The sequence below is a fragment of the Candidatus Omnitrophota bacterium genome (genome assembly GCA_028715415.1).
GTDB lineage: Bacteria > Omnitrophota > Gorgyraeia > Gygaellales > Profunditerraquicolaceae > JAQURX01.
Window position 1 is genome coordinate 22745 of sequence record JAQURX010000010.1, and the last position, 20483, is coordinate 43227.

The 20483-nt window shown below is 37.9% G+C and carries 17 protein-coding genes, 1 tRNA gene and 1 pseudogene; 2 read left to right on the forward strand and 17 right to left on the reverse strand.

Annotation, left to right across the window (positions count from 1 at the left end):
* Positions 1-4 precede the first annotated feature (4 nt).
* The 7 genes from PHO70_05485 to murJ form a co-directional block, all read right to left on the reverse strand.
* Complete coding sequence (locus PHO70_05485; protein ID MDD5432422.1) at positions 5-1495, reverse strand: glycosyltransferase family 2 protein; 1491 nt, start codon at positions 1493-1495, stop codon at positions 5-7.
* Positions 1495-2430 carry a PEGA domain-containing protein gene (locus PHO70_05490; protein ID MDD5432423.1) on the reverse strand — a complete coding sequence of 312 codons (936 nt, stop codon included), beginning with the start codon at positions 2428-2430 and terminating at the stop codon, positions 1495-1497. Before PHO70_05490 ends, PHO70_05485 begins: the two co-directional genes overlap by 1 nt.
* On the reverse strand, positions 2409-2687 hold the full coding sequence (locus PHO70_05495; GenBank protein ID MDD5432424.1) for an MGMT family protein: 279 nt from the start codon (positions 2685-2687) through the stop codon (positions 2409-2411). Before PHO70_05495 ends, PHO70_05490 begins: the two co-directional genes overlap by 22 nt.
* Complete coding sequence (locus PHO70_05500) at positions 2688-3917, reverse strand: excinuclease ABC subunit UvrC (protein MDD5432425.1); 1230 nt, start codon at positions 3915-3917, stop codon at positions 2688-2690.
* Between the two features lie 214 nt (positions 3918-4131).
* A complete protein-coding gene (locus PHO70_05505) occupies positions 4132-5631 on the reverse strand; it encodes a trypsin-like peptidase domain-containing protein (GenBank protein ID MDD5432426.1) in 1500 nt (499 codons plus the stop codon).
* A gap of 36 nt (positions 5632-5667) precedes the next feature.
* On the reverse strand, positions 5668-5919 hold the full coding sequence (locus PHO70_05510; protein MDD5432427.1) for a hypothetical protein: 252 nt from the start codon (positions 5917-5919) through the stop codon (positions 5668-5670).
* The gene (gene murJ, locus PHO70_05515; GenBank protein ID MDD5432428.1) at positions 5910-7502 is read right to left on the reverse strand and encodes a murein biosynthesis integral membrane protein MurJ; all 1593 of its coding nucleotides are present in this window, start codon (positions 7500-7502) and stop codon (positions 5910-5912) included. The genes PHO70_05510 and murJ overlap by 10 nt, the downstream gene beginning before the upstream one ends.
* Before the next feature lie 72 nt (positions 7503-7574).
* Between murJ and rpsT the strand changes: the two genes are divergently transcribed.
* Complete coding sequence (gene rpsT / locus PHO70_05520) at positions 7575-7838, forward strand: 30S ribosomal protein S20 (GenBank protein MDD5432429.1); 264 nt, start codon at positions 7575-7577, stop codon at positions 7836-7838.
* Here the strand turns inward: rpsT and PHO70_05525 are convergent.
* The 10 genes and pseudogenes from PHO70_05525 to PHO70_05570 form a co-directional block, all read right to left on the reverse strand.
* Positions 7809-8459 carry a hypothetical protein gene (locus tag PHO70_05525; GenBank protein ID MDD5432430.1) on the reverse strand — a complete coding sequence of 217 codons (651 nt, stop codon included), beginning with the start codon at positions 8457-8459 and terminating at the stop codon, positions 7809-7811. The two genes, rpsT and PHO70_05525, sit on opposite strands and share 30 nt — an antisense overlap.
* 18 nt (positions 8460-8477) lie before the next feature.
* Positions 8478-9038, reverse strand: a complete 561-nt coding sequence (locus tag PHO70_05530; protein ID MDD5432431.1) for an LptE family protein — start codon at positions 9036-9038, stop codon at positions 8478-8480.
* Entirely contained in the window at positions 9035-9979 is a 945-nt protein-coding gene (locus PHO70_05535) for a tetratricopeptide repeat protein (GenBank protein ID MDD5432432.1), read from the reverse strand. The genes PHO70_05530 and PHO70_05535 overlap by 4 nt, the downstream gene beginning before the upstream one ends.
* Before the next feature lie 119 nt (positions 9980-10098).
* Positions 10099-14622 (reverse strand): GNAT family N-acetyltransferase, encoded by a 4524-nt coding sequence (locus tag PHO70_05540; GenBank protein MDD5432433.1) that lies wholly within the window; start codon positions 14620-14622, stop codon positions 10099-10101.
* A 95-nt stretch (positions 14623-14717) separates the two neighbouring features.
* Positions 14718-15461, reverse strand: a complete 744-nt coding sequence (locus PHO70_05545) for a ComEC/Rec2 family competence protein (protein MDD5432434.1) — start codon at positions 15459-15461, stop codon at positions 14718-14720.
* Positions 15462-15599: 138 nt separating this feature from the next.
* Positions 15600-15860: pseudogene (locus PHO70_05550) on the reverse strand (DUF4131 domain-containing protein).
* 263 nt (positions 15861-16123) lie between these two features.
* On the reverse strand, positions 16124-16453 hold the full coding sequence (locus PHO70_05555; GenBank protein ID MDD5432435.1) for a helix-hairpin-helix domain-containing protein: 330 nt from the start codon (positions 16451-16453) through the stop codon (positions 16124-16126).
* 130 nt (positions 16454-16583) lie between these two features.
* A complete protein-coding gene (gene leuS, locus PHO70_05560; protein ID MDD5432436.1) occupies positions 16584-18980 on the reverse strand; it encodes a leucine--tRNA ligase in 2397 nt (798 codons plus the stop codon).
* The gene (locus PHO70_05565; GenBank protein ID MDD5432437.1) at positions 18977-19375 is read right to left on the reverse strand and encodes a response regulator; all 399 of its coding nucleotides are present in this window, start codon (positions 19373-19375) and stop codon (positions 18977-18979) included. The genes leuS and PHO70_05565 overlap by 4 nt, the downstream gene beginning before the upstream one ends.
* Positions 19376-19388: 13 nt before the next feature.
* Positions 19389-20231 carry a deoxyribonuclease IV gene (locus PHO70_05570; protein MDD5432438.1) on the reverse strand — a complete coding sequence of 281 codons (843 nt, stop codon included), beginning with the start codon at positions 20229-20231 and terminating at the stop codon, positions 19389-19391.
* 150 nt (positions 20232-20381) lie between these two features.
* Between PHO70_05570 and PHO70_05575 the strand changes: the two genes are divergently transcribed.
* A tRNA-Ala gene (locus tag PHO70_05575) sits at positions 20382-20454 on the forward strand.
* Positions 20455-20483: the final 29 nt, after the last annotated feature.

The following is a 20483-nucleotide window of genomic DNA, read 5'->3' on the forward strand; positions in this document are numbered from 1 at the left end:
GACATTATACCACTTTCCTTATTTTTTCCGTAACATTAAATTGCATGTATTTTGCCATCATAAGCCTCGTCTGAGCATCTAAAGCAGGAGTTGAGCCTAAAATTATAATAATAATCGGCACCAGCGCCCATTCTATAACCATTATGATATTCTTAGTCCAGCTTATTTCTTTTGGCCTTGGCGGAAGCGTAGTCCTACTTAATACTATCCAGGCAAGGCTGGTTGCAAGAGTAAAGTTCAAAAGAAGCCCGGTTATCTTTGGAAGATTATAACCGATTGCCATCTGGCTAAAGAATTTTCCTCCCAATAAAAGAGGTAAAGGCGCTATAAGTATAAGAACAATTGCCCAGATTGCCCAGGTAACATGGCCTTCTAAAAGGTGAAACGACCTTCTTATCTTTTTCATTAAAGGCATTTCCCTATCTTTAATAAAACCCATAACAACAAATGGGAAATTCTCAACTCCCCACGCCCATCTTCTTTTCTGCTTATATTGAATCATAATCGTCTTAAAGAAACTATTGGAATAAGCCACATCCATGGAAACAGTCAAATAAAGCGGGACGACATGGTAATTTCCCTTATAAAAAAGAAATGCCTTCCAATAGATTACAGAATCATCGCTTATCATATCGACCGGCCAGTAATCGATATCGACCAAAGTCTTAAAACTCATGCTATGGCTGGAAAAAGTTACAAATTTCTCAAGGCGCATACTTTCAATAAGCTGAGAGAATGAAGAGCTGATTTCAACTAAACGCGCGAAAGAAGGCGCTTGCCAAATATTATTGTTGTAAACCGGCATCGGCTGATAACTTGCCTGATGGGGGAGCGGATTAGTAAGAAAATGATATGTTAAGCAACCAAAGTATTCTTTTTCAACACAGGTATCCGCGTCAAAACAGGAAACTATGACAAATTCATCTTTAATGCCTTTTGTGTTTAAAAACATTTTGGCATGTTTCGCCGCCCATGTAGCGTTTGCCCCTTTTGTACGGGTTTCTCCAGGGATACCATCGGGATGGCTTGTAGAAATCAAAGCAAAAAAGTGTTTTTTGAATTCGTGTTCTAAGATATCAGCGTTAACCTTTGAATCTTTGTTGCGTTCTTCAAAAGCCAAAACCACAATCATTTTATCCAAGGGATAATTGGAATTCTTTAATGCTTCCAGGGAGGTACGTAATATTTCCGGGGTCTCTTTGTAAATAGGAAAAATTACCAAATGGTACATTTTCTCCCATTTTTTGTCCTTGGTCAATTGCTGGCAAGGCTTGAGCCAATTCTTGTCTTTTTCCACTCTTAGCTTACGGTAAGCCATAAGCAAGAGAGTGGTAAGATAAGATGTGCGGATGATCCAATAGAAATCAAATACAATAATAGATATAGCACAGGCAACCGGCTTAAAAACAGCCAGGAAAAGAAAAAACACAATAATACTCCACGATAAAGCTCCGGGGATAATTTCCAATATTCTTTTTGTCCTATCAACTTCCATTACTTTTCCTTCGGTTTGATTAAGTTAATAAACGGTGAAGATTTCGGGTTTAAATCCAATTTATAGACATTATCGTAAAGCCTGTCGTCTTCCGCTTTCTGGGAATCTATGAAGTAAAGGACATCATTGCGTTCATCATAAAAGCTGGAAACATTCCTTTTGTTAAGAGTGATTAAAGTAACAGGAGCGGCCGCTGCCTTTGCCTCAAGGACTTCGATATTCTTATCTGTTACCAGGATAAAATGGTAGCTATCCGAATGCCAGAATAAATCGATAATCCTTTGGTTTTCATTTTCGATTATAATTTCAGGATCGGTATAATAATCTTTATTACGCACCGCAAGAAGAGAAACAGCCACCTGGCGGTAATCAAAACATAATACTTTCTCCCTGTCCGGGGAGATTTTCCATTTCTTGGGATTTTTTACAGTATCCGGCAAAATACCTATTTCGGTAAAATGCCCGCCGTCAAGGTCAGAGATGTAAATTAAATTATCCGTATCCGAAGAATAATAAATCTTCTCCTTCTCTTTATCCAACCAGAACGAAGAAATACTGTCTTTATTAAGCTGCTTTATGTTTGAACGCAAGGGAAAGAATATTATCTTTTCAAGACGGGAAACCTTTCCGGCATCTACGTTTATTTCGCCAAACCAATCATAATATTTTTCGAGGCTAAGCCTGACATTGTAATTACCCGGCAATAATTCTTGAATTGTTGCAGGTGTTTTTTCATTTAATAATCTATTATCAAAATAAATACTCGCCCCTGATGGTTGAGTCTTTATTACGATTAACCCGGTTTTGGTAAATTTTAAAGTCTTGGTATTGAATTTATACCCTAAGGCAAAAGATAATATAAGCGGCAAGCCCGCTACAAAAATAAAAACGCTTACATAAAATAAAACTGCCCTTATTCTTTGCTCTGCAGACACTCTACGATTTTCCTTTCTAAATCCAAAATCTTCTTTTTATTCTTAACTCCCCAGCGATACCCGCCAATCTTTCCGGAAGAAGCAACTACCCGATGGCAAGGGATAATTACGGGGAATTGATTTTTATTTAAAATTTGCCCAACTGCGCGGCTTGCCTTTGGCCTGCCGGCTTTTGTTGCAACTTGCTTGTAGGTGCGCACTTCTCCGACAGGAATATTTAAAACCGCTTTGAAAACTTTTCTTTGAAATTCAGTCATTTATTTGCCAATTACTTTCTTTCTTCTTAACACGTGATGATAGGCAACAGCAAACCTGTGCGCTTCATCTCTTACACGTCTTATTAAATTTAACGCAGGCGTATCTGACTTTAATTTAATAGGAAAAACCTTGTATCTAGTATATATATTTTCCCTGTCTTTAGCAATACTCATTAGAGGTATATTTAACCTCAAATTACTTAACTGAGAATCGGCTACGGCAAGATGTGCCTTGCCTCCATCTATAAGGATTAAATCCGGAAGAGGTAATTTCTCCTGAATGAGGCGTGAATAACGCCTATATACAATCTCTTTAATCATTCCGTAATCGTCAACCCCTTTTACCGTCTTAATGCGAAACCTTCGGTAATTGCTTTTATCGGGAGTGCCTTTATAAAAACTAACCATCGACCCACATGCCTCTTTACCTGAAATATTTGAAATATCAAAAGCCTCTATTCTCTCAGGAGCTGTTTCTAATTTCAGCAGGTTTTTTAAATCATCCAATTCAAACTGGCGGGAATTTCCTGCCTGAATTGATCCTAACGAACTTAATGCGTTTATCTGGTCGCGCAATTGGGCTGCCTCTTCATATTTATGCTCTTTAGAACAAATATTCATCTGCCTTGAGAGCTTCTTAACCAATTCCTCTGCCCGGCCTTCGAGGATCAAACGGATATTATTAACGGTCTTGGCATAATCACTTTTGCTAATTTTTCCGATGCAAGGCGCAGGAGACAAACCGATCCTGTAATAAATACAAGCTCTCTTCGGTAATTTTCTGCAGGTTCGATAAGGAAAACATTTTCTTAGAATTTCTAACGCTGCTTTTAATAATGCAGCACCCGTATAAGGCCCTAGGTAAATTGCACCGTCATTCTCTTTTTTTCTTGTGATATAAATTGCGGGGAATTCTTCATTTGTAATCTTAACCATGGGGAAACTTTTATCATCGCGCAGCAAAACATTGTATTTAGGTTTAAACTGATGCACGAGGCTTGCCTCAAGCAATAAAGCCAAGCTTTCCGTTGGTGTCAGCCTATATTCGATGTCTGCGACATTTGACATGAGGGCTACTGTCTTTGAAGAAAGGTCTCGCCCCAAATAATTGCTTACTCTTTTTCTTAATGAATTGGCTTTACCGATATAAATAATCTTTCCGGAGCTATCTTTCATAAGATATACCCCCGGCGCATCCGGCAAACCAGCTATTTTTTGTTTAAGAGTCATACTCATCTTATTACGGTTTCGCGTCTGTCTTGTCTTTTGTTTTCTCGGGGACGCTTATTTTGCCCCTGCGAGGCAAAATTTCGCTCCCCTGCGGTGCCTCGCTCTGCCTACATTCTATTTAGCGGGGCAACCGTGCCCGCTCGGCATCCTCGGAGGCCCCGATAAAACAAAAGCCAAACCATCCGCTGAAAACAATTACTTATAACTTTATAATTTAATGAAGTGCCCTTAAATCATCTTCTACAGTCTTAGCTTTAAGAATAAATCCACTCTGAAGATACAGCATCTTTGATTTTTTATATGCTTCTTTTGCCGAAACAATATCACCAGTTATTTTATCAAGAGTTCCAATAATACGATAAATACCCGGATCTTCAGGATTAATCTCTGTAGCTTTTTTTAAATAAGACGTAGATTTCTCAAAATCAGTATCTGCATATACTAAGCTTAAAGAAAGAAGAGCATTTATATAATCGGGATTCAACTGTAGTGCTTTCTCAAAATATTCTATTCCTTGCTGCTTTTTTCCTATATTTACAAGGCCATTGCCCAGCATTACCATTAAATCAACAGCATTTGGCATTAAATCTAATGATTTTTTTAAGTAAGTTATGCCTTTTTCTGAATCATCTAAACGCAAATACAAATCTCCAAGATTAGCATAAACGGCTGGATCGGTGGGATTAATTTGCATTGCCTTTTCATAATAATCCTTAGCCTGTAAAAGTTGATCCAAATATACAGATAATAAGCCAAGAGTGTTATAGACATCTACATTTTTAGGGTTTATTTCAATAACTTTCTTGAGAAGCTCTACCGACTGTTTAAAATCATCTCGAAACATACATCTTTCTGCCTCTGAATAATAATAATCTGCCCGGCTTACAGTCTCTACAAATTGTTGGATACTCATTTTGGAAGTAGTGGTAATCAAAGGCTTAATTGTATTAATCGCAAGAGCAAAATTTAAGTTTTGCCCCCCCTGCATCAAAAAAGTTACAATTCCTAGAACTTCACCTTTAGAATTTATAAGCGGCCCACCACTATTCCCCGGAGAAATAGGTGCACTAAACTGTAAATATTTTAATTTGTTATATTCTCGCACTCCCGAAAGTAATCCATCTGAAAAAGTATATTCCAAACCCAAAGGATTTCCGATTACATATATTTTATCCCCTATGTACGCAGAATCTGAATTGCCCAAAAGAATAGTGGGTAAATCATCTGCTTCTATCTTAAATATACAAATATCAAATCTGGCATCATAATATATTATTCCAGTGACAGGGTAGCTTTTACCATTTTTAAATTTAACATTTATCTCTTTGGATAACTTAGTCACATGAAAATTAGTTACAACTATACCTTTGGGATCTACTACAAAACCACTTCCTAGGTATTCTTCTCCAGCTAATGTTTTATTAGTAATGTAGACAACGGCCGGGCTTATGCTTTCGAAGATATCACGAGGGGAATTTTGGGATAGGGATTCTTTGGCTTTAGAAATAGAGTTCCCATCAATACTCTTAATATCATTTAGAAAATAGGGCACCTGCACTCCATAGAAATCCACCTTTATATATTTATCTGTTCTTTCAACTATTTTTCCTTCTACTGTCTTTCCTGATTTAAGGACGATGGTTTCAGCAAAAACGAGGCTTGAAAAACATAAGCTAAATAGTAATATTAAGCTTAACAATCTTCCATTCTTCATCTTCCTCTCCTTAATTAACAATAAAACCTTCAAGAATTAAATAATCTCCGCTGTTTCTGAAGCATTGTCTTCATCCCGAAAAAATTGAATATCTACTATCTGTCCCTGCTTTATTGAATTAACAAAATTATTAATATGAAAATGGCAATCCCCATCTTTCTTTAAAAGATTCTCAAGGTAATTGATTAATTTTAATACATCATTCTTCTTTAGGCTTATTGAGCCTGAATACGCTGGAAGTTCGTGTTCTTTTGATTTCCCCATACCGCTATTTATAGTTATTTGCATTCCAAGCTCCTTTTCTTTAACACCCACCTATACAAATCGCGCATTTCGGAAACACGAAAGATAAAACAAAAAACAATGTAAGAAATAAACCCGAGCAGCAAAATAATCCCTAAGTTAACAAACCTGCCCACATAACCAACACAACAGACAAAATTATATTTAGAAATAAAAACGCAAACTACGCCCATGCAAATACTAGCTGCTAATATCTTAATCAGCGAATTAATCACCCTTGCAATCTCAAAATCTCCCAGCTTCTTTTTTAACAAAACTACCATCAGAACAAAAGTTACAGTTCCGGAAATTGAGGTTGCTAAAGCAATGCCTGCGATCTTTAATGGATACATAAATACAAAATTAAGAATAATATTTAAAATAAGTGCCAAAAATGCTAGCTTCATCGGAGTAACCGTATCTTTTAATGCAAAGAAGCAAGATTGCAGCACTTTTGTTGCTCCATATGCAAATAATCCAATGCTAAAATAGAAAAGCGCATCGGCAGTAAGTATTGAAGAGGCTGTGTCAAACCTTCCTCCCTGAAAAATACTTGTAACAATAATTTTAGATAATGACATAAACGCAGCTGAAGCAGGTATTAGCACAAATGCAATTGCACGCAAGCCCCACGAAAGCGTTTTTCTCAATTTACTTAAATCATCCTCTAAAGCTTGCACAGAAAATGTAGGCAATATCGCCTGAGAAAGCGCAAAACTAAAAATCCCTAATGGAAACTGAATCAATCTATATGAAAAATATAACACTGCAACTCCGCCATCGCCTACAATCCAAGCCAGAGAGCCGAAGATTGAATCTACAAAATTATTTAGCTGATAAATACCGGAACTAAAAACCCGTGGCACCATCAACTTACCGATAGTTTTAGCTGCCGGATGTTTAAAGCGCTTAAATAAATTGAGCCGAAAACCTTTTTTGTATAAAACCGGGATCTGTATAGCTAGCTGTAAAACTCCGCCAACCAAAACACCAAGAGCCAAACCTTTTATCCCCTCTCCAAAGAGAAGCGCAAAGACAATTATGGAAATATTTAACAAACATGGAGCAAAAGCAGGCACAGCAAAATGCTTGAGCGAGTTTAATATGCCCATGGAGTATGCGGCAAGGCTGATTAAGAGAATATATGGAAAGATAATCCTGTTTAATCTAATTGTAACTTCCAACTTATCAGGAAACGCAATAAATCCCGGAGCAATCAAACGCACAATCACAGGAGAGAATATAATTCCCAGGATTGTAATTAAGGAGACAACCACCAAAAGCAGATTTAAAACCACGTTTGCCAGCTCCCAAAACTCCTCCTTGGTGTGCTTTGCATTATATTCGCTAAAAACAGGCACAATCGCGGCATTGCTCGCACCCTCTCCAACCAAATCCCTGAATAAATTGGGTATTTTAAAGGCAATAACGAATGCCTGAGCATAGATATAAACGCCAAAAAGCCGGGCAATGATGATATCCCGGATAAATCCAAGCACTCTTGAGCAAAAAGTAGCAAAGCCAATGACTCCTGCTGACTTTGCTATTGCCTTGTGCTCCTTATGATGGCTGGTTTTGTCTGTTGACATAGTATGGTAAATATGGTATAAATCTTAAGTTCAGATTGCCCGGTTTAACATGGGCTTATAAAGGAGAAAAAAATGCCAAGACGCGCAACATCTATCAGAACAACCCGCGTTAACAAGAAAAAACACTTAAAAAACCTGAAAGTTAAGACTCAGTTGAAGAAAACTTTGAAAAAATTTCAATCACTGATTTCTGCTAAGCAAATTAGCGAAGCAAAAGCGCTTTTAGGAAAAGTGTTCTCTCAACTTGATAAAGCGGCAAAGAAACAAATCATCCATTCAAAGACAGCCGACCGCAAAAAATCCCGCTTAATGAAGCGAGTCAGCAAAACAGCATAAACTAATTACAAGTTTTTCTAAAGCAAAGGCAGGCTTAAGCCTGCCTTTCTTTATGTCTTTATCACATTCAACTAAAAGTGAAAGCCGCCTTTGCGTTTCTTGAGGCTTTAAAGAACTTTTTTCCCACGCGTAACGAAGCCCTCCTAAAATCCACTCTGGCCTCTGCCCGTCTTTTAAAAGCTGGCTTAACACCCTGATAGCGGCATCCGGTTTCTTAAGTTCAATGGAACGACTTAGGGTAAAAGTGTCTACTTTAAGCTCTTCTTGAAACCTTTTTACTTTTGCGAACCGCGAAAGCTGATTCAAGAAAATATCTTTACTATCAAACTTCTCTACATCTAAAACAAAAATAATATTATCGTCCTGTTTTTTTGCGTAGATAAGGATAAAATCCTTAATTTCATCTTTCAGCTTTCCCGCATCTTTAATTACAATAAGCCGTTTAGCGCCTTTTGTAGGAAGGCATAATATTTTTTCCTGTAAACCCTTTAGTGTTAACTCTCTGGCGTATAATATATCAAGGTTAAATTGTTCGATTTCTTTGGCGAGGGATTCCTGCTTTAGCCTTTTAAGCTGTATGTCTTTGGAAAGATTGTCATGGCCGACAAAAAGATAAACCATAAAGATAACTGATAAAATTTACCACTCTTCAACCGTGCGCTCAACCACTCTGCGCGCAAGATCGGCTAAAGCATTATTAATAGCGGTGGCTTCCGAGATTGATTGGGTGCCTGTTACGAAATATTCAGTCAAGCCGGTAAAGTTATTCTCCTGCCAGACTATTTTATTTTCTTTTTTATCCAACAAGGTAAGGTTAACAATTAAATTCACCCTATACTGTGTTACATCGTCATTATCATTATATGTTAAAGGATCCTTACGAAACTCCATAAGTTCCCCTTTTAAAACTAAATCCGCCGAGTCATCAACTTTAACCGGCCTAAGATTACCGTCAAAAAGGTACTTGTCGGAAACAGCATTTGTAATATCGGTTTCCATCCCCGGACGATAAAGCCTGTATTTAGTCGCCACATATTCTTCTTTAGTAAAATCTATCCTATTGATAAACGGAGTTATATAAATAGTTTTGTATTTATTGGAAATCATAGAGCGCGTCGTGTATCCGCAGCCGATAAAAGAGAAAGCGCATATAACAAATAATAAACAACAGATTAATTTCTTTAAGCCGATTTTAATCATTTTTTCTTCTCCAATGTGCGTAATTTTTCTTGCGCTTTCGCGGCAAATGTACTATCAGAATAATTAGTTATTACTTCATTATAATAAATCTTTGCAGATTCAAATTGTTTTTGCTTTTCGTAAAAGCGGCCGATATTGAAGTTGGCTTCTGCCTCTTCTTCTCTGATTGCAGATATGCTTTTCTCAGCTTTATCCGATAGAATTGCCTCAGGATGCTCTTTCACGAATTCTTCAAACTTCTGCTTTGCTTCTTCGGTTGCTCCCTGATCATAATCAGCTCCGCGCGAAACTGCCTGACGACAGACAGCAATTTGGAATTTAGACGGCTCCGACCATTCGCTATCAGGATAATTTGAAATAACCTTATTAAAAGCATCCTCTGCTTCAAAATATCTCTTTAATTCCTTTAAAACTAAGCCAAGTTTATACTGTGCTTTGGGAGCAAGCGGCCCATAAGTAGAATTCTCAATTACTCTTGTAAATATTTCTATTGAGGGGTTCTCAACCGGCAACGTTAACCCCATAGCCTTACGTTTCTCTCCCGACATAAACAACTCGCCGATTTTGTATTCACGCTCGTTTATTTCTTTTATTCTTTCTGAGAAAGGATACTTATCAATTACCTTCTGATAAGCTAAATATGCTTCGTAGGGCCTGCCTGTTTCTTCCGCAATCCGGCCTAGATAAAACTGGCTTTCTGAAGCTTCAAAAGATTTAGGATAAGCTTTAAGCAGCTTTTTAAATTCTTTTTCCGCCTCATCATAGCTTTTTAACTCAAAAAAGTCCCTGGAAAAGGCAAATTGCTCTTTTGGAGTAGGTTTTACAGAAGATTTTGGGTTAATCCACTTTTTGCTTTTAGGCGTCCAGATCCAATAGGCATGCGCCTGGCTCGTGGTAAGCACAAAAACAACCAAAAATATTAATAAAAGCTTGCGTCTCATAGGGTTTAACTTTAACATAAATTTGGGAATTTGTCAACGGAAGGTAATAAAAAAGAGGCGTCTATTTGATAGGCCAAGTTATCACCGATTGATAAACTTAGGCTGGAGACGCCCCTTTTTTAAATTCTTTTTCCCAATAAAGCTACTCTTAAATCCTGCTCCGAAACTGCTGAATCAATAACTACCAGAATATCCTTAAGGCCTGAATCTGTGGCACAGCACCGCTCTTCTTCCATCCTTAAGATATCCGCAATACAAGAGATTACTTTATCAATGTCTCTGTCAATATTACCTTTGTAACAGGAAGCCTGGAGGTATTCCTTGATCCTGTCAGATGAAGGAACTATGCCTGAATTAACCAGATTCTCTATTTCCCTCCATTCTGAATTAAGGTTTATATCATTAAGCCTGCTTGCGGATGGATTACCAATGTTAACGCTTAGGCTGCTTATGGCTTGAGTAACTATTGGTAGATGACGAAAATCGATTCCGCCGAAACTTTTAGTAGCCTGTATAAGCTTTGCTTCAGGGACAACATTTCTTTCCAATTCTGGACTTTCAATAATTTTTGATTTTTGGCTCAATAAACTAACGACCCTTTTGCTGCCATCTTTCTCTTTATCTGAATACCAATCTGAACTATTCAATATTCTTTTTGCCTCTTTCAGGACAATCTTCTTAGAATTAGAAGATAACCGCTCCAAAATAAGTTCTGCCTGCTGGCCAACAATATCTAATGGACAAGCCTGAGCTATGATCAAAATATCTACCAAATTACTTCCCAACTTTGTTTTCTCAAGCTCTACTTCACCTTTTCTTGCCAATTCATACAATTCATCAAACGTTCTGCTATTATTTACGCTCCAAAAAATTCCTTCGATTGCTCTCCTGTCATCGCGCCCTGCTTCTTCTTCCCATAAATCTCTTGAAAGATACACTTCAACAATAGCCCCCAATCCAAGATATGCTAAAGGAGTACCGTTCTTCCTTTCTTCCTCAAAGATACGATCCCAAAATCCTTTAGCTTGCGGCAATATTGCCTTCACTACAATTTTCTGAGCACCAATCTTCTGAGCATACTCTCTTGCTGCAGACCAAAGGCCTCGGCCAATTCCCTTATCTCTGAATCTTGAAAAAACCAAAATATCAAAAACACTCAAATAAACTCTATCCCCATATACTTCCTTAACACAAGTAATAAAACCGGCGACTTCCCCATTTTCCAAATAAACAAGATATTCATTATTCGGATTGCCAAAAGCTTCTTGAAGTTTTTCATAAGACTTTTTTTCCGTTTCTTTATTTACCATTGCAAGATAAGAAGCAATCTGACGAATATATAATTCATTACCTCTCACTGGCCAAACATTACCTGTTTTCTTCCTCGCAACATCCTCCTTTTGCTCTACCCTAAGAATATCCTCCATTTGCCTTGCCAATTCATGAGCATCTTCTGGTGATATCTCCGAATGCATTTCAGCAACCCACTTAGCCATCGCTTCATGGCCAAGCCCAGCTAATATCAAACGTAAGTCATTGTTATGCCCTGCCAAATACTGATCACCTATGAATATTCTGTTACCAAGCCTTACGGGCCCGTTGATAGACCTACCGTCTAATCTTTTCATAAAAGGCTCGGCTACAACTATTACTTCAGCGCCATTAATCCTTCCCGGGCCAAATTTATCTTCCAGCTCTTTAACTATATCCTTAGGCAAAGCTATACGCCTGGCTCCGCTTGAATCTGCTAATCTTTGTATTGCCTCAACATCTTCTCTTGTAACATCACCTTCCAGAGCATGATCTTCATTTTTATTAGTAGGCGTAACTTTTAAACCAATGACTGCTTTTGTCTGGCCTCCTCGAAGATCATTCTTCCCTTTGTTATATCTACTTTCTATCTCTGTAGCAAACCGATTAAAAGTGCTATAAGGAACTTCATCCTGCTGGAAATCACTCCTTAACTCATTTAACACCTCAACCGATATTCTAAAAATCCGGTCCCAATTTACGCCTTGAGGGTTACTACGGATTATCCTTGCAAGCGCTGCTCTGCCAGGAGTATGGGTATCTTCAATGCTCTTATCATTAGGCTTATTTTCCCAATTGGCAGAATGCTTTTCATATTTTGAATTAGCTGTTATTCTTTTAACGGCATCATTGAATAAATTATTATCGCCTATTATGGATCTTAAAGATTTAAATCCATAAATATCGCATAAAAATTCATGCATAGCAGCCATGTTTTGATTAGTTAAGGTCTGATTAAATCCTTTGGAATAAAGCAATTTATGCATTGCTTCATGCGCAAAAGACCAAAAAGTTTGGTAGGAATAACCTATCCTATTTAATCCCATTACACCGACAGAATAAGCTCCTTCTATATACGCATTAAGCCGGAATGAAGACGCTGCCTTCAACAACATTGTCGTTTCTCCGCTCTCTTTAGGCAAAAGAGGCTCCGAATTCATAAGGATTGCGAACATTAGAAAATATGATTGTAATTTTGGCTCTCCAGCCAATACCAAGTCTTCGCGCAAAATATTCTGTATTTTATTGCTTCCGCTTTCCCTGAAGAATTTTTCTGCTAAATATTGCCAATCTTCTCCTTTAATGATTTTATTTATTTCTGTTAAGTTTTGGTCTAAAAGCAAACAGGTTAATCCCAAAGCATAAGCTCTTAATTCAACAGGCATTGATTTATCTTGCCTTATACTATCTATGAATTTACGATCGTTTCTTAAGTGATACAAAATAAGATATCCGAAATCAGGGTGTTGTTTAATAAATTCTTTTGCTCCCCGGCTTTCATTTTTTGACAGAATATTAACGACTTGTTTTTGCAGGCTAATATCTGGAGTCAATAAGCCTACTAGTTTTTCTCTTTGATGGGGATAATTGTACAAAAGATTATGCAGCGCTAATGCAGACCTACGCCACAATACACTATCTTTAGATGTCGATTTATAAGTATCTACTAGGGCATTTATCGCGAAAACATAGCCATTCTCCGCAAACCATTCAAGATGAGAATACGGAAGCCGTCCGAGATCTTCAACTGTAACGCCTTCTTCTTCTAACTTCACCAATGCACTAAATAACCTCTCAAAAGCATGGACCACCGGAGAGCTTTCATATTTGAAGGCAAATGTATCTGGATACTTAACCAAACGAAATAGTAAATCTAAAGCTATGTATCTTATTCTTTCCTGCTCCTTATTGGTCGTTTTGGAACGGATAATTTGTTCAAGCTTGGGGATTAATTGAAAAACTTGCCTTAACGCAGCAGGATCATTTTGAGCCTTGATTCCAAGATTAATCAGATCCTTTGCGAAAAGCTCCTTCTTATTTATCGATGGCGCAGGTTTGCTTGCAGGTATTGCTGCTAGCGCCGTAATCTTAGGTGGCTCTTCCAAAACCTTTACTTTAAACTCTGGCTGGGCAGCGCCGGATGCTTCTGTTAAAGATAACAATACCAACAAAGGAAATAAAAACTTTTTTCCTTTCCTGAAGATTTCGGATATTGTTCCGTTGGATGGGGACAAAGTTATGCGAGCCCCTGTTTTAGGATCAGTAAAAGTCTCTGCGCCAAAAGGGGGCATATTTGGCGCGATCCCGCTAATACCCCCCGAGAAATAACTCCTTATTACCTGCCCGTAGAGTGTATTTACCGAATCTTTAATATTGTATTCACCGTCTTTGAATGATTTCTGGTAAGCTTCGAAATAAGTAGATTTTGACCAGGATTCTTTGGAAGCAAGGTTTGAAGTAATAACATTCCTATCTATCAGCTTGGAATACGGATTATTTTGGCTGGAAAATCTCGACTTAAACCACTGCGCCATGATAAGAGAATAATAAACCTGTCTTAACTGGGCATAGCGCTTTGAAGTATTAATCTCTTTGGTTAACTTTGGGATAATCAAATCCCTGATCAATTGGGATGCGTATTCATTTAATTCTTTTAGCCTGTCATCCTTAAAGTTATAAGTTGCTGAATTCTTAAGATAATCCTGTTCCAAGCAAACCTTAAGAGTTGCCTTGTAGATATAAGCTGAGTCTTTAGTCTCACGGATAATAATCTCATCGGGAATTATCCAAGGGCGGGTTAATGTTGGGATAGTAACTTCCTCTGAACCAAAAAGCTCCCCTGCTTTTTTGTAAAGTTTGTCCCAATACTCTTTTCCTTCAGGTGTCTGTGGAGAAGTAAATCGTGCAGTATCCTTTTTAAGCTCAACGTCTGAAGCAAGCATGATCTTGCCGATTTCGGTCTGAGCAAGGTTGTCATCAATAATATCGTCTTCGGCGTCAGGACGCAGATTCACCCAGAAGCTCTCATTAGGAAGGGTTAATCCGATAAGAAAATAATCTAAAAGTATTTTACCTGAATCCTCTAACTCCTGATTGGAATGATCTTTAAGGCTTCCTTTATCAACGAGTATATTAAAATTGTTGTTTAGGCTGTCGAAGGAAAGATATCTTAAGTGCAGGGGACGATAAACATCAGGAATTAACGTATTGCGCAATAAAGACAGACTCCCGGCAATGTCCAGCTGTCCGGCTACCTGGGCAAAACCGGATTGCTCAAATATAAGCAAAAAACAAAGCAAAAAAGCGAGTATTCTAGTAAGTTTTGTCTGCATTTTGAAACGAACAGTTTATCAATCGGTAATATAAATATATATTATTAATAATATATTACAATGCGATATCAGGGGGTTTTTGAAAGGGTTTTCTTTTAAAAACTAATCCATGCTGCAGGCAGGTTTGAAAGGAAAATGTTGACTTTCAATAACATATTTACCAACAATTCGAGGACTGGAGCAAACGGTATAACATTAAGAAAACCAATGGCTTGTGTAAAAATAAGGCCGAATCCGCACAGAGTAATTAATGTGGCTAAAGGCACTACAAAAATATTTGCCAGGACAGTTATAGGAGAAAATATCCTAAAGTTAGCAAGGATAATCCCAGCAGTGCCAATCCAGGCAGAAAACGAAACAAGCAGGTTATCAACAATATACCGGCCTGCGGGAAATTTGAGCTTCTCTATCCTGATCAACTTTTTTAATCTAGGGTATAAGAAAATAATCGCGAATACGCTGGCAAATGACAATTGAAAGCCGATATCAAATAATTGCAAGGGATTTAGCGATAAGATAAACAAAGCTGCCAGGCTTAATGAGTAATAAACATCGGGCTCTCTTTTAATAAGATAACCCGACAGAAAAAATATCGCCATAATTGTCGCCCTTAAGACCGGATTGCTTGCCCCAGTCATAAAACAATAGGTAATAACAAAAAGGATTGTAAAGACTATCCTTGGCTTTCGCTTCAACCTTAATAATTTTAAAAGCAAATTCGTAATAAAAGCCACTATTCCTACATTAAAACCGCTTACCACTAACACATGCACGGTGCCGGTTTTCATCATAACATTGTTGATCAATGGGGGAACATTTCTTTTTTCTCCTAAAACCATGGCGCTTGTAATGCCGGCTGACAAATTAGAAAGATGGTTTCTAATCGTGCTTTGTGCCTTATCCTTAAGCCAATAACTAAATCTTTTAAAACTTGCATTACTAGATTTTATTCTTTGAGGAGGAAATCTCACAGACAGGATTTCATAAACTCCCTGGTTAGACAAATATCTCTTATAACTTTGCCTTCCGGATTGGGTATAATCCGTCGGGTAATGGATATTCCCGGTTAACAGCAATTCCTCTCCATAAATATAGGCATCAGTGCTTTCAAAACGAACAAAAATTTTTCCACAACAGTCAAATCCATGTTTTCCAAATTGTAACTGTTTAGTTTCAAAAATAAACGACTGACTATTATTTCCGACATTTGGCTCGCTTGCGATATTTCCTTTAATCCTAAAATATTGCTCTGAGTCAGATCAGGTGAATCTTGAAATGTGGCATTTAGGCAGGATTTGATAATTCTTAAAATGAAGAAACCCAAGAATAATTACGATAAAGCATAATAAAATATCAAAATAACCTTTGTGTTTGGTCAATCGCCACGCAAAGAAAAGAATAAACAAGAGGACTATTGCAAAATAAATAAACCCAAACTCCAGCCTGCTTGCAATTAACACGCCTAAACAAAAACAAAGAATTAGTATGCACAAAGGACGTTTCATTGCACGAAGAATATTTCTTTGAGTTTCTCATAACGCTTATCGCCTATGCCTTTTACTAATTTCAGGCTTTCTAAAGATTCAAATGGCCCATTCTTTTCCCGAAATAGGATTATTTCTTTGCATAATTTTGGCCGGATTAGTTTTGTACAAAGTAAGTCGTTTAAGCTTGCCTTATTTAAATCTAATTTGCAGATCTTCTCATTAACATTCAGAATCTTCGCACTAGCCGGATGTATCTTATAAAGAAAATTAATTCCTATCCCTAAGAATGAGACAGCAATAAGAAAAACAACCACCTTGCGTTCTTCATTAGTAAAATTAAACAAATTTCCCTCCTCTCTCCAAAGTTCCTACATCAATAGACGAAAAAAGAGGCAAAATCTAACATAAAAACTTGGGGACGGTTCTATTTTTTTTAAAACTTTAGTCCTAAAAAAATATAACCGTCCCCGGTTTCTAAACTACTATATTGACGAGCTTTTTGGGGATAATAATGAAATTTCTGATGGGCTTGTCTTTAATCCAAGGAGCTAATTTTGCATCATTAAGCACTAATTCTTTAAGTTTGTCGTCGCTTATCTCCAGAGGAACCTCGATTTTTGACCTAAGCTTTCCACAAACTTGAATTACTATAGTTACATTTTCTTCAACTAACATCTTAGGGTCATATTTTGGCCAATTAGCCTTAAAAATGCTTTCTTTGTTACCCAGCTCTTGCCAAAGCTCTTCGCAGAAATGCGGAGCAATAGGAGCAAGCATAAGAATCAACGCCTTATAAACTTCTTTATCTGCGCCTTGAAGATAAATCGCATTAGTTAATTCCATTAGACCCGCGATTGCAGTATTGAATTTAAAATCTTGAACATCTTCTGTTACTTTTTTAATTGTTTTATGCAGAATCCGCATAAGTTCAGGGGAAGCTTTTTCTTTAAGGTTCTCTTGAATGCGCCAGACACGGTTTAGGAATTTATTTGCTCCCTCAGTCCCGCGTTCCTCCCATTCAAGCTCTGTTTCCGGAGGAGCGGCAAACAAAATAAACAAACGCAAAGTATCAGCACCGTATTTACTGATAATTGAATCCGGGTCAACAATGTTCCCCCGCGACTTAGACATAACCTCGCCGTCTTTTAAAACCATTCCTTGTGTCAAAAGTTTCTTAAACGGCTCGGAGAAATCTATCATTCCTAAATCTTTAAAAAATTTGGTAAAAAACCGGGAATATAACAAATGTAAAATGGCATGTTCAATGCCGCCTATATATTGATCAACCGGCATCCAGTATTTCGCTTCATTTTTATCAAAAGGAGATTCGTTAGATTTAGGCGAACAGAACCTTAAAAAATACCATGAGGAATCAAAGAAGGTTGCCATAGTATCGGTTTCTCGACGAGCTCCCCCATTACATTTAGGGCATTTAACCTCAACAAATTCTTTTACTTTGCCAAGCGGGCTTCCCCCTTCTCCGGTAAAAGGCGCATCCGCAGGAAGAGAAACCGGCAAATCTTCATAGGGCACCGGGACAACTCCGCACTTTGGGCAATAGATCATAGGAATCGGTGTCCCCCAATAACGCTGGCGCGAAATCAGCCAGTCACGCAGCCTCCAATGCGTTACAATCTTTCCAATCTCCTCTTTCTCCATCCACTCGGCAATCTTTGTTTTTGCTTCTTCATTCTTTAACCCATCAAATTTTCCAGAGTTAACCTGAACTCCATCGCCTTCATAAGCCTCATTCATGGTTTCAGGTTTCAGGTTGCAGGTTTCAGGATTGATAACTACTCTCATCGACAGCTTATGCTCTTTTGCAAACAAAAAGTCGCGCTGATCATGAGTCGGGACAGCCATTATTGCTCCAGTCCCATATTCCATTAAAACGTAATCCGCAATCCAGATCGGGATAGTTTCATTATTCACCGGGTTTATCGCATAACTTCCGGTAAACACACCTTCTTTCTTAACATCAGAAGATGAACGGACTACTTTGCTTTCCTTAAGAACTTTTTCAATAAAACCTAATGCTTCTTTTTCTTGAGGCTTACCTTTAATAATATCTTTGACTAACGGATGCTCAGGAGCCAAGACAATGTAAGTTGCACCAAAAATCGTATCTACTCTTGTAGTAAATACCGGAATTGTTTTTCCGTTTTCTTTTAAACGGAAATATATTTCAACGCCTGAGCTCTTCCCGATCCAATTATTCTGCATACTAATAACTCTCTCAGGCCATTCTTTTAACTGGGCTAAGTCTTCCAAAAGCCTTTCTTTGTAATCCGTAATCTTTAAATACCACTGTTCCAGGTCTTTCTGCTCTACTTTTGAATGGCACCTCCAACATCCGCCTTCAATAACTTCTTCGTTGGCAAGTGTCGTTTCGCAAGAAGGGCACCAATTAACCGAGGATTTCTTTTTGTAAGCCAACCCCTTTTCAAACATTTTTAAGAATATCCACTGGTTCCACTTATAATAATCCGCGTCGCAGGTTGAGACTTCTCTATCCCAATCGTAAGAAAAACCCATCTTTTTTAATTCTTCACGCATATCATCAATGCATTTATGCGTCCAGATATCAGGCTTAGTCTTATTCTTTATAGCAGCATTCTCTGCCGGCTGGCCAAAAGCGTCAAAACCCATAGGATGCATGACACTAAAACCTTGCATCCTTTTAAAACGGGCTGCTACATCGCCAATCGTATAATTACGCACATGCCCCATGTGGATTTTTCCCGATGGGTATGGAAACATCTCTAATAAATAATACTTTGGCTTTTGTGTTTCGGTTTTAGCGCTAAAGATTTGTTCTTTAAGCCATAAATCCTGCCATTTTTTTTCTATTTCCTTGAAAGAATAAATCATTCTTTAATCTTCCTCTGTGGAATTAATGAAATCAATGTTGAAATCCCGCGTAAAAGAGTTTCCGGAGCACAAGGCTTGGTAATATAAAGCTCTGCTTCCAAATCGTATGATTTTTTTATTGATTCCAAGTCACTTTTTGCACTCACAATAACTGCGGGGATCCATTTTGTTACATCTTTGCTTCTTAAAGCTTTCAACACCTCAAAGCCGTTTAACTTTGGCATAATTAAATCAAGAATAATTACATCGGGATTATTTTCTTTTACCTTTACCAATGCCTCTTCCCCGTCGTAAGCTGAAATTACGTCATATCCTGCTTCTTTGATAATCTTACTTAATACCTCAACTACATCCTTTTCATCGTCAACAATTAAAACTTTGGATATGTAGCCCATTAGTTCTCCTTGTTTAAGCCCTTAGATGTCTTACAATTTTAAGATTCATTTCGTCGGCGTGCTCACTGTCTTTCGGAGTTTCAAGAATAAAGGGAATCTTTTTTAATTTTGGGTGATTAATGATTCTTTCCATCCCTTTCATCCCAATTGAACCTTTTCCTATGTGCGCGTGCAGATCGCGATGCGAACCTAATTCAGCAGGAGTATCATTTAGATGAATTAATTTAACCAGATCTAACCCAACTAAATTATCAATTTCATCCAACATCTCTTCTAAGCCGTTTTTTGTAGAAATATCATAACCCGCAACATAAGCATGAGCTGTATCAAGACAGAGCCCAACGCGTTCTTTTTGCTTTAAGTTATCTATAACTTCTTTTTGATGGCTGAATTTATAGCCAAGCCAGGAACCTGACCCGGAAGTATTTTCCAGCAATATCCCGACAGAGCTTTCTTTTGTTTTCTCTAAAATCCTGTTTAATGCGGTAATTAATCTCTTTAAGCCGGACTTCTCCGATGTCTGCTTATGGCTACCCATATGAGTGACTATATAATCCGCTTTTAAAAGCGAGGCTTCATGCATATCTTCCACATAGGCCTTCATGGATGCACGATAAAGCACGTAGTCCGGGGAAGCAAGGTTAAGCAAATAAGGGATATGGATAAAAATCGGCTTTATCCCTGAATTCTGGGCGCGCTTGACAAATTCCGCGACATCTTCCTGCCCAATTTGATTCTCACGCCACCTTTGAGGATTACGGGAGAATACCTGCATAGTATTGCAGCCAAGCTCTTCTGCGCGAGCAATAGCTTCGTAAATCTTACCCGCTCCGGAAACGTGTACTCCTAAAAGCATTTATATTCCTAACGCTAAATTGGCTGCAAATAATAGCTTTGCCGCCTATGTTTGAATACAATATTATACACCTAGCCGCCGTTCGGTCAAGGTTATAGTTGACAAGGTTAAACGGCGTATGTTATATTTATAGGGCTATTAAGGTTTTTTGGGGCTGTAGCTCAGCTGGGAGAGCACTTGCATGGCATGCAAGGGGTCAGGAGTTCAATCCTCCTCAGCTCCACAAAATTTTTCGGACAACGAAAAATTTTG

Coding starts and splice junctions, on each gene's coding strand:
- PHO70_05485 (MDD5432422.1), bottom strand. CDS start 1,495: ATGGAAGTTGATAGGACAAAAAGAATATTGGAAATTATCCCCGGAGCT.
- PHO70_05495 (MDD5432424.1), bottom strand. CDS start 2,687: ATGACTGAATTTCAAAGAAAAGTTTTCAAAGCGGTTTTAAATATTCCT.
- PHO70_05500 (MDD5432425.1), bottom strand. CDS start 3,917: ATGACTCTTAAACAAAAAATAGCTGGTTTGCCGGATGCGCCGGGGGTA.
- PHO70_05505 (MDD5432426.1), bottom strand. CDS start 5,631: ATGAAGAATGGAAGATTGTTAAGCTTAATATTACTATTTAGCTTATGT.
- PHO70_05510 (MDD5432427.1), bottom strand. CDS start 5,919: ATGCAAATAACTATAAATAGCGGTATGGGGAAATCAAAAGAACACGAA.
- murJ (MDD5432428.1), bottom strand. CDS start 7,502: ATGTCAACAGACAAAACCAGCCATCATAAGGAGCACAAGGCAATAGCA.
- rpsT (MDD5432429.1), top strand. CDS start 7,575: ATGCCAAGACGCGCAACATCTATCAGAACAACCCGCGTTAACAAGAAA.
- PHO70_05525 (MDD5432430.1), bottom strand. CDS start 8,459: ATGGTTTATCTTTTTGTCGGCCATGACAATCTTTCCAAAGACATACAG.
- PHO70_05530 (MDD5432431.1), bottom strand. CDS start 9,038: ATGATTAAAATCGGCTTAAAGAAATTAATCTGTTGTTTATTATTTGTT.
- PHO70_05535 (MDD5432432.1), bottom strand. CDS start 9,979: ATGAGACGCAAGCTTTTATTAATATTTTTGGTTGTTTTTGTGCTTACC.
- PHO70_05540 (MDD5432433.1), bottom strand. CDS start 14,622: ATGCAGACAAAACTTACTAGAATACTCGCTTTTTTGCTTTGTTTTTTG.
- PHO70_05545 (MDD5432434.1), bottom strand. CDS start 15,461: ATGGTTTTAGGAGAAAAAAGAAATGTTCCCCCATTGATCAACAATGTT.
- leuS (MDD5432436.1), bottom strand. CDS start 18,980: ATGATTTATTCTTTCAAGGAAATAGAAAAAAAATGGCAGGATTTATGG.
- PHO70_05565 (MDD5432437.1), bottom strand. CDS start 19,375: ATGGGCTACATATCCAAAGTTTTAATTGTTGACGATGAAAAGGATGTA.
- PHO70_05570 (MDD5432438.1), bottom strand. CDS start 20,231: ATGCTTTTAGGAGTACACGTTTCCGGAGCGGGTAAGATTTACGAAGCT.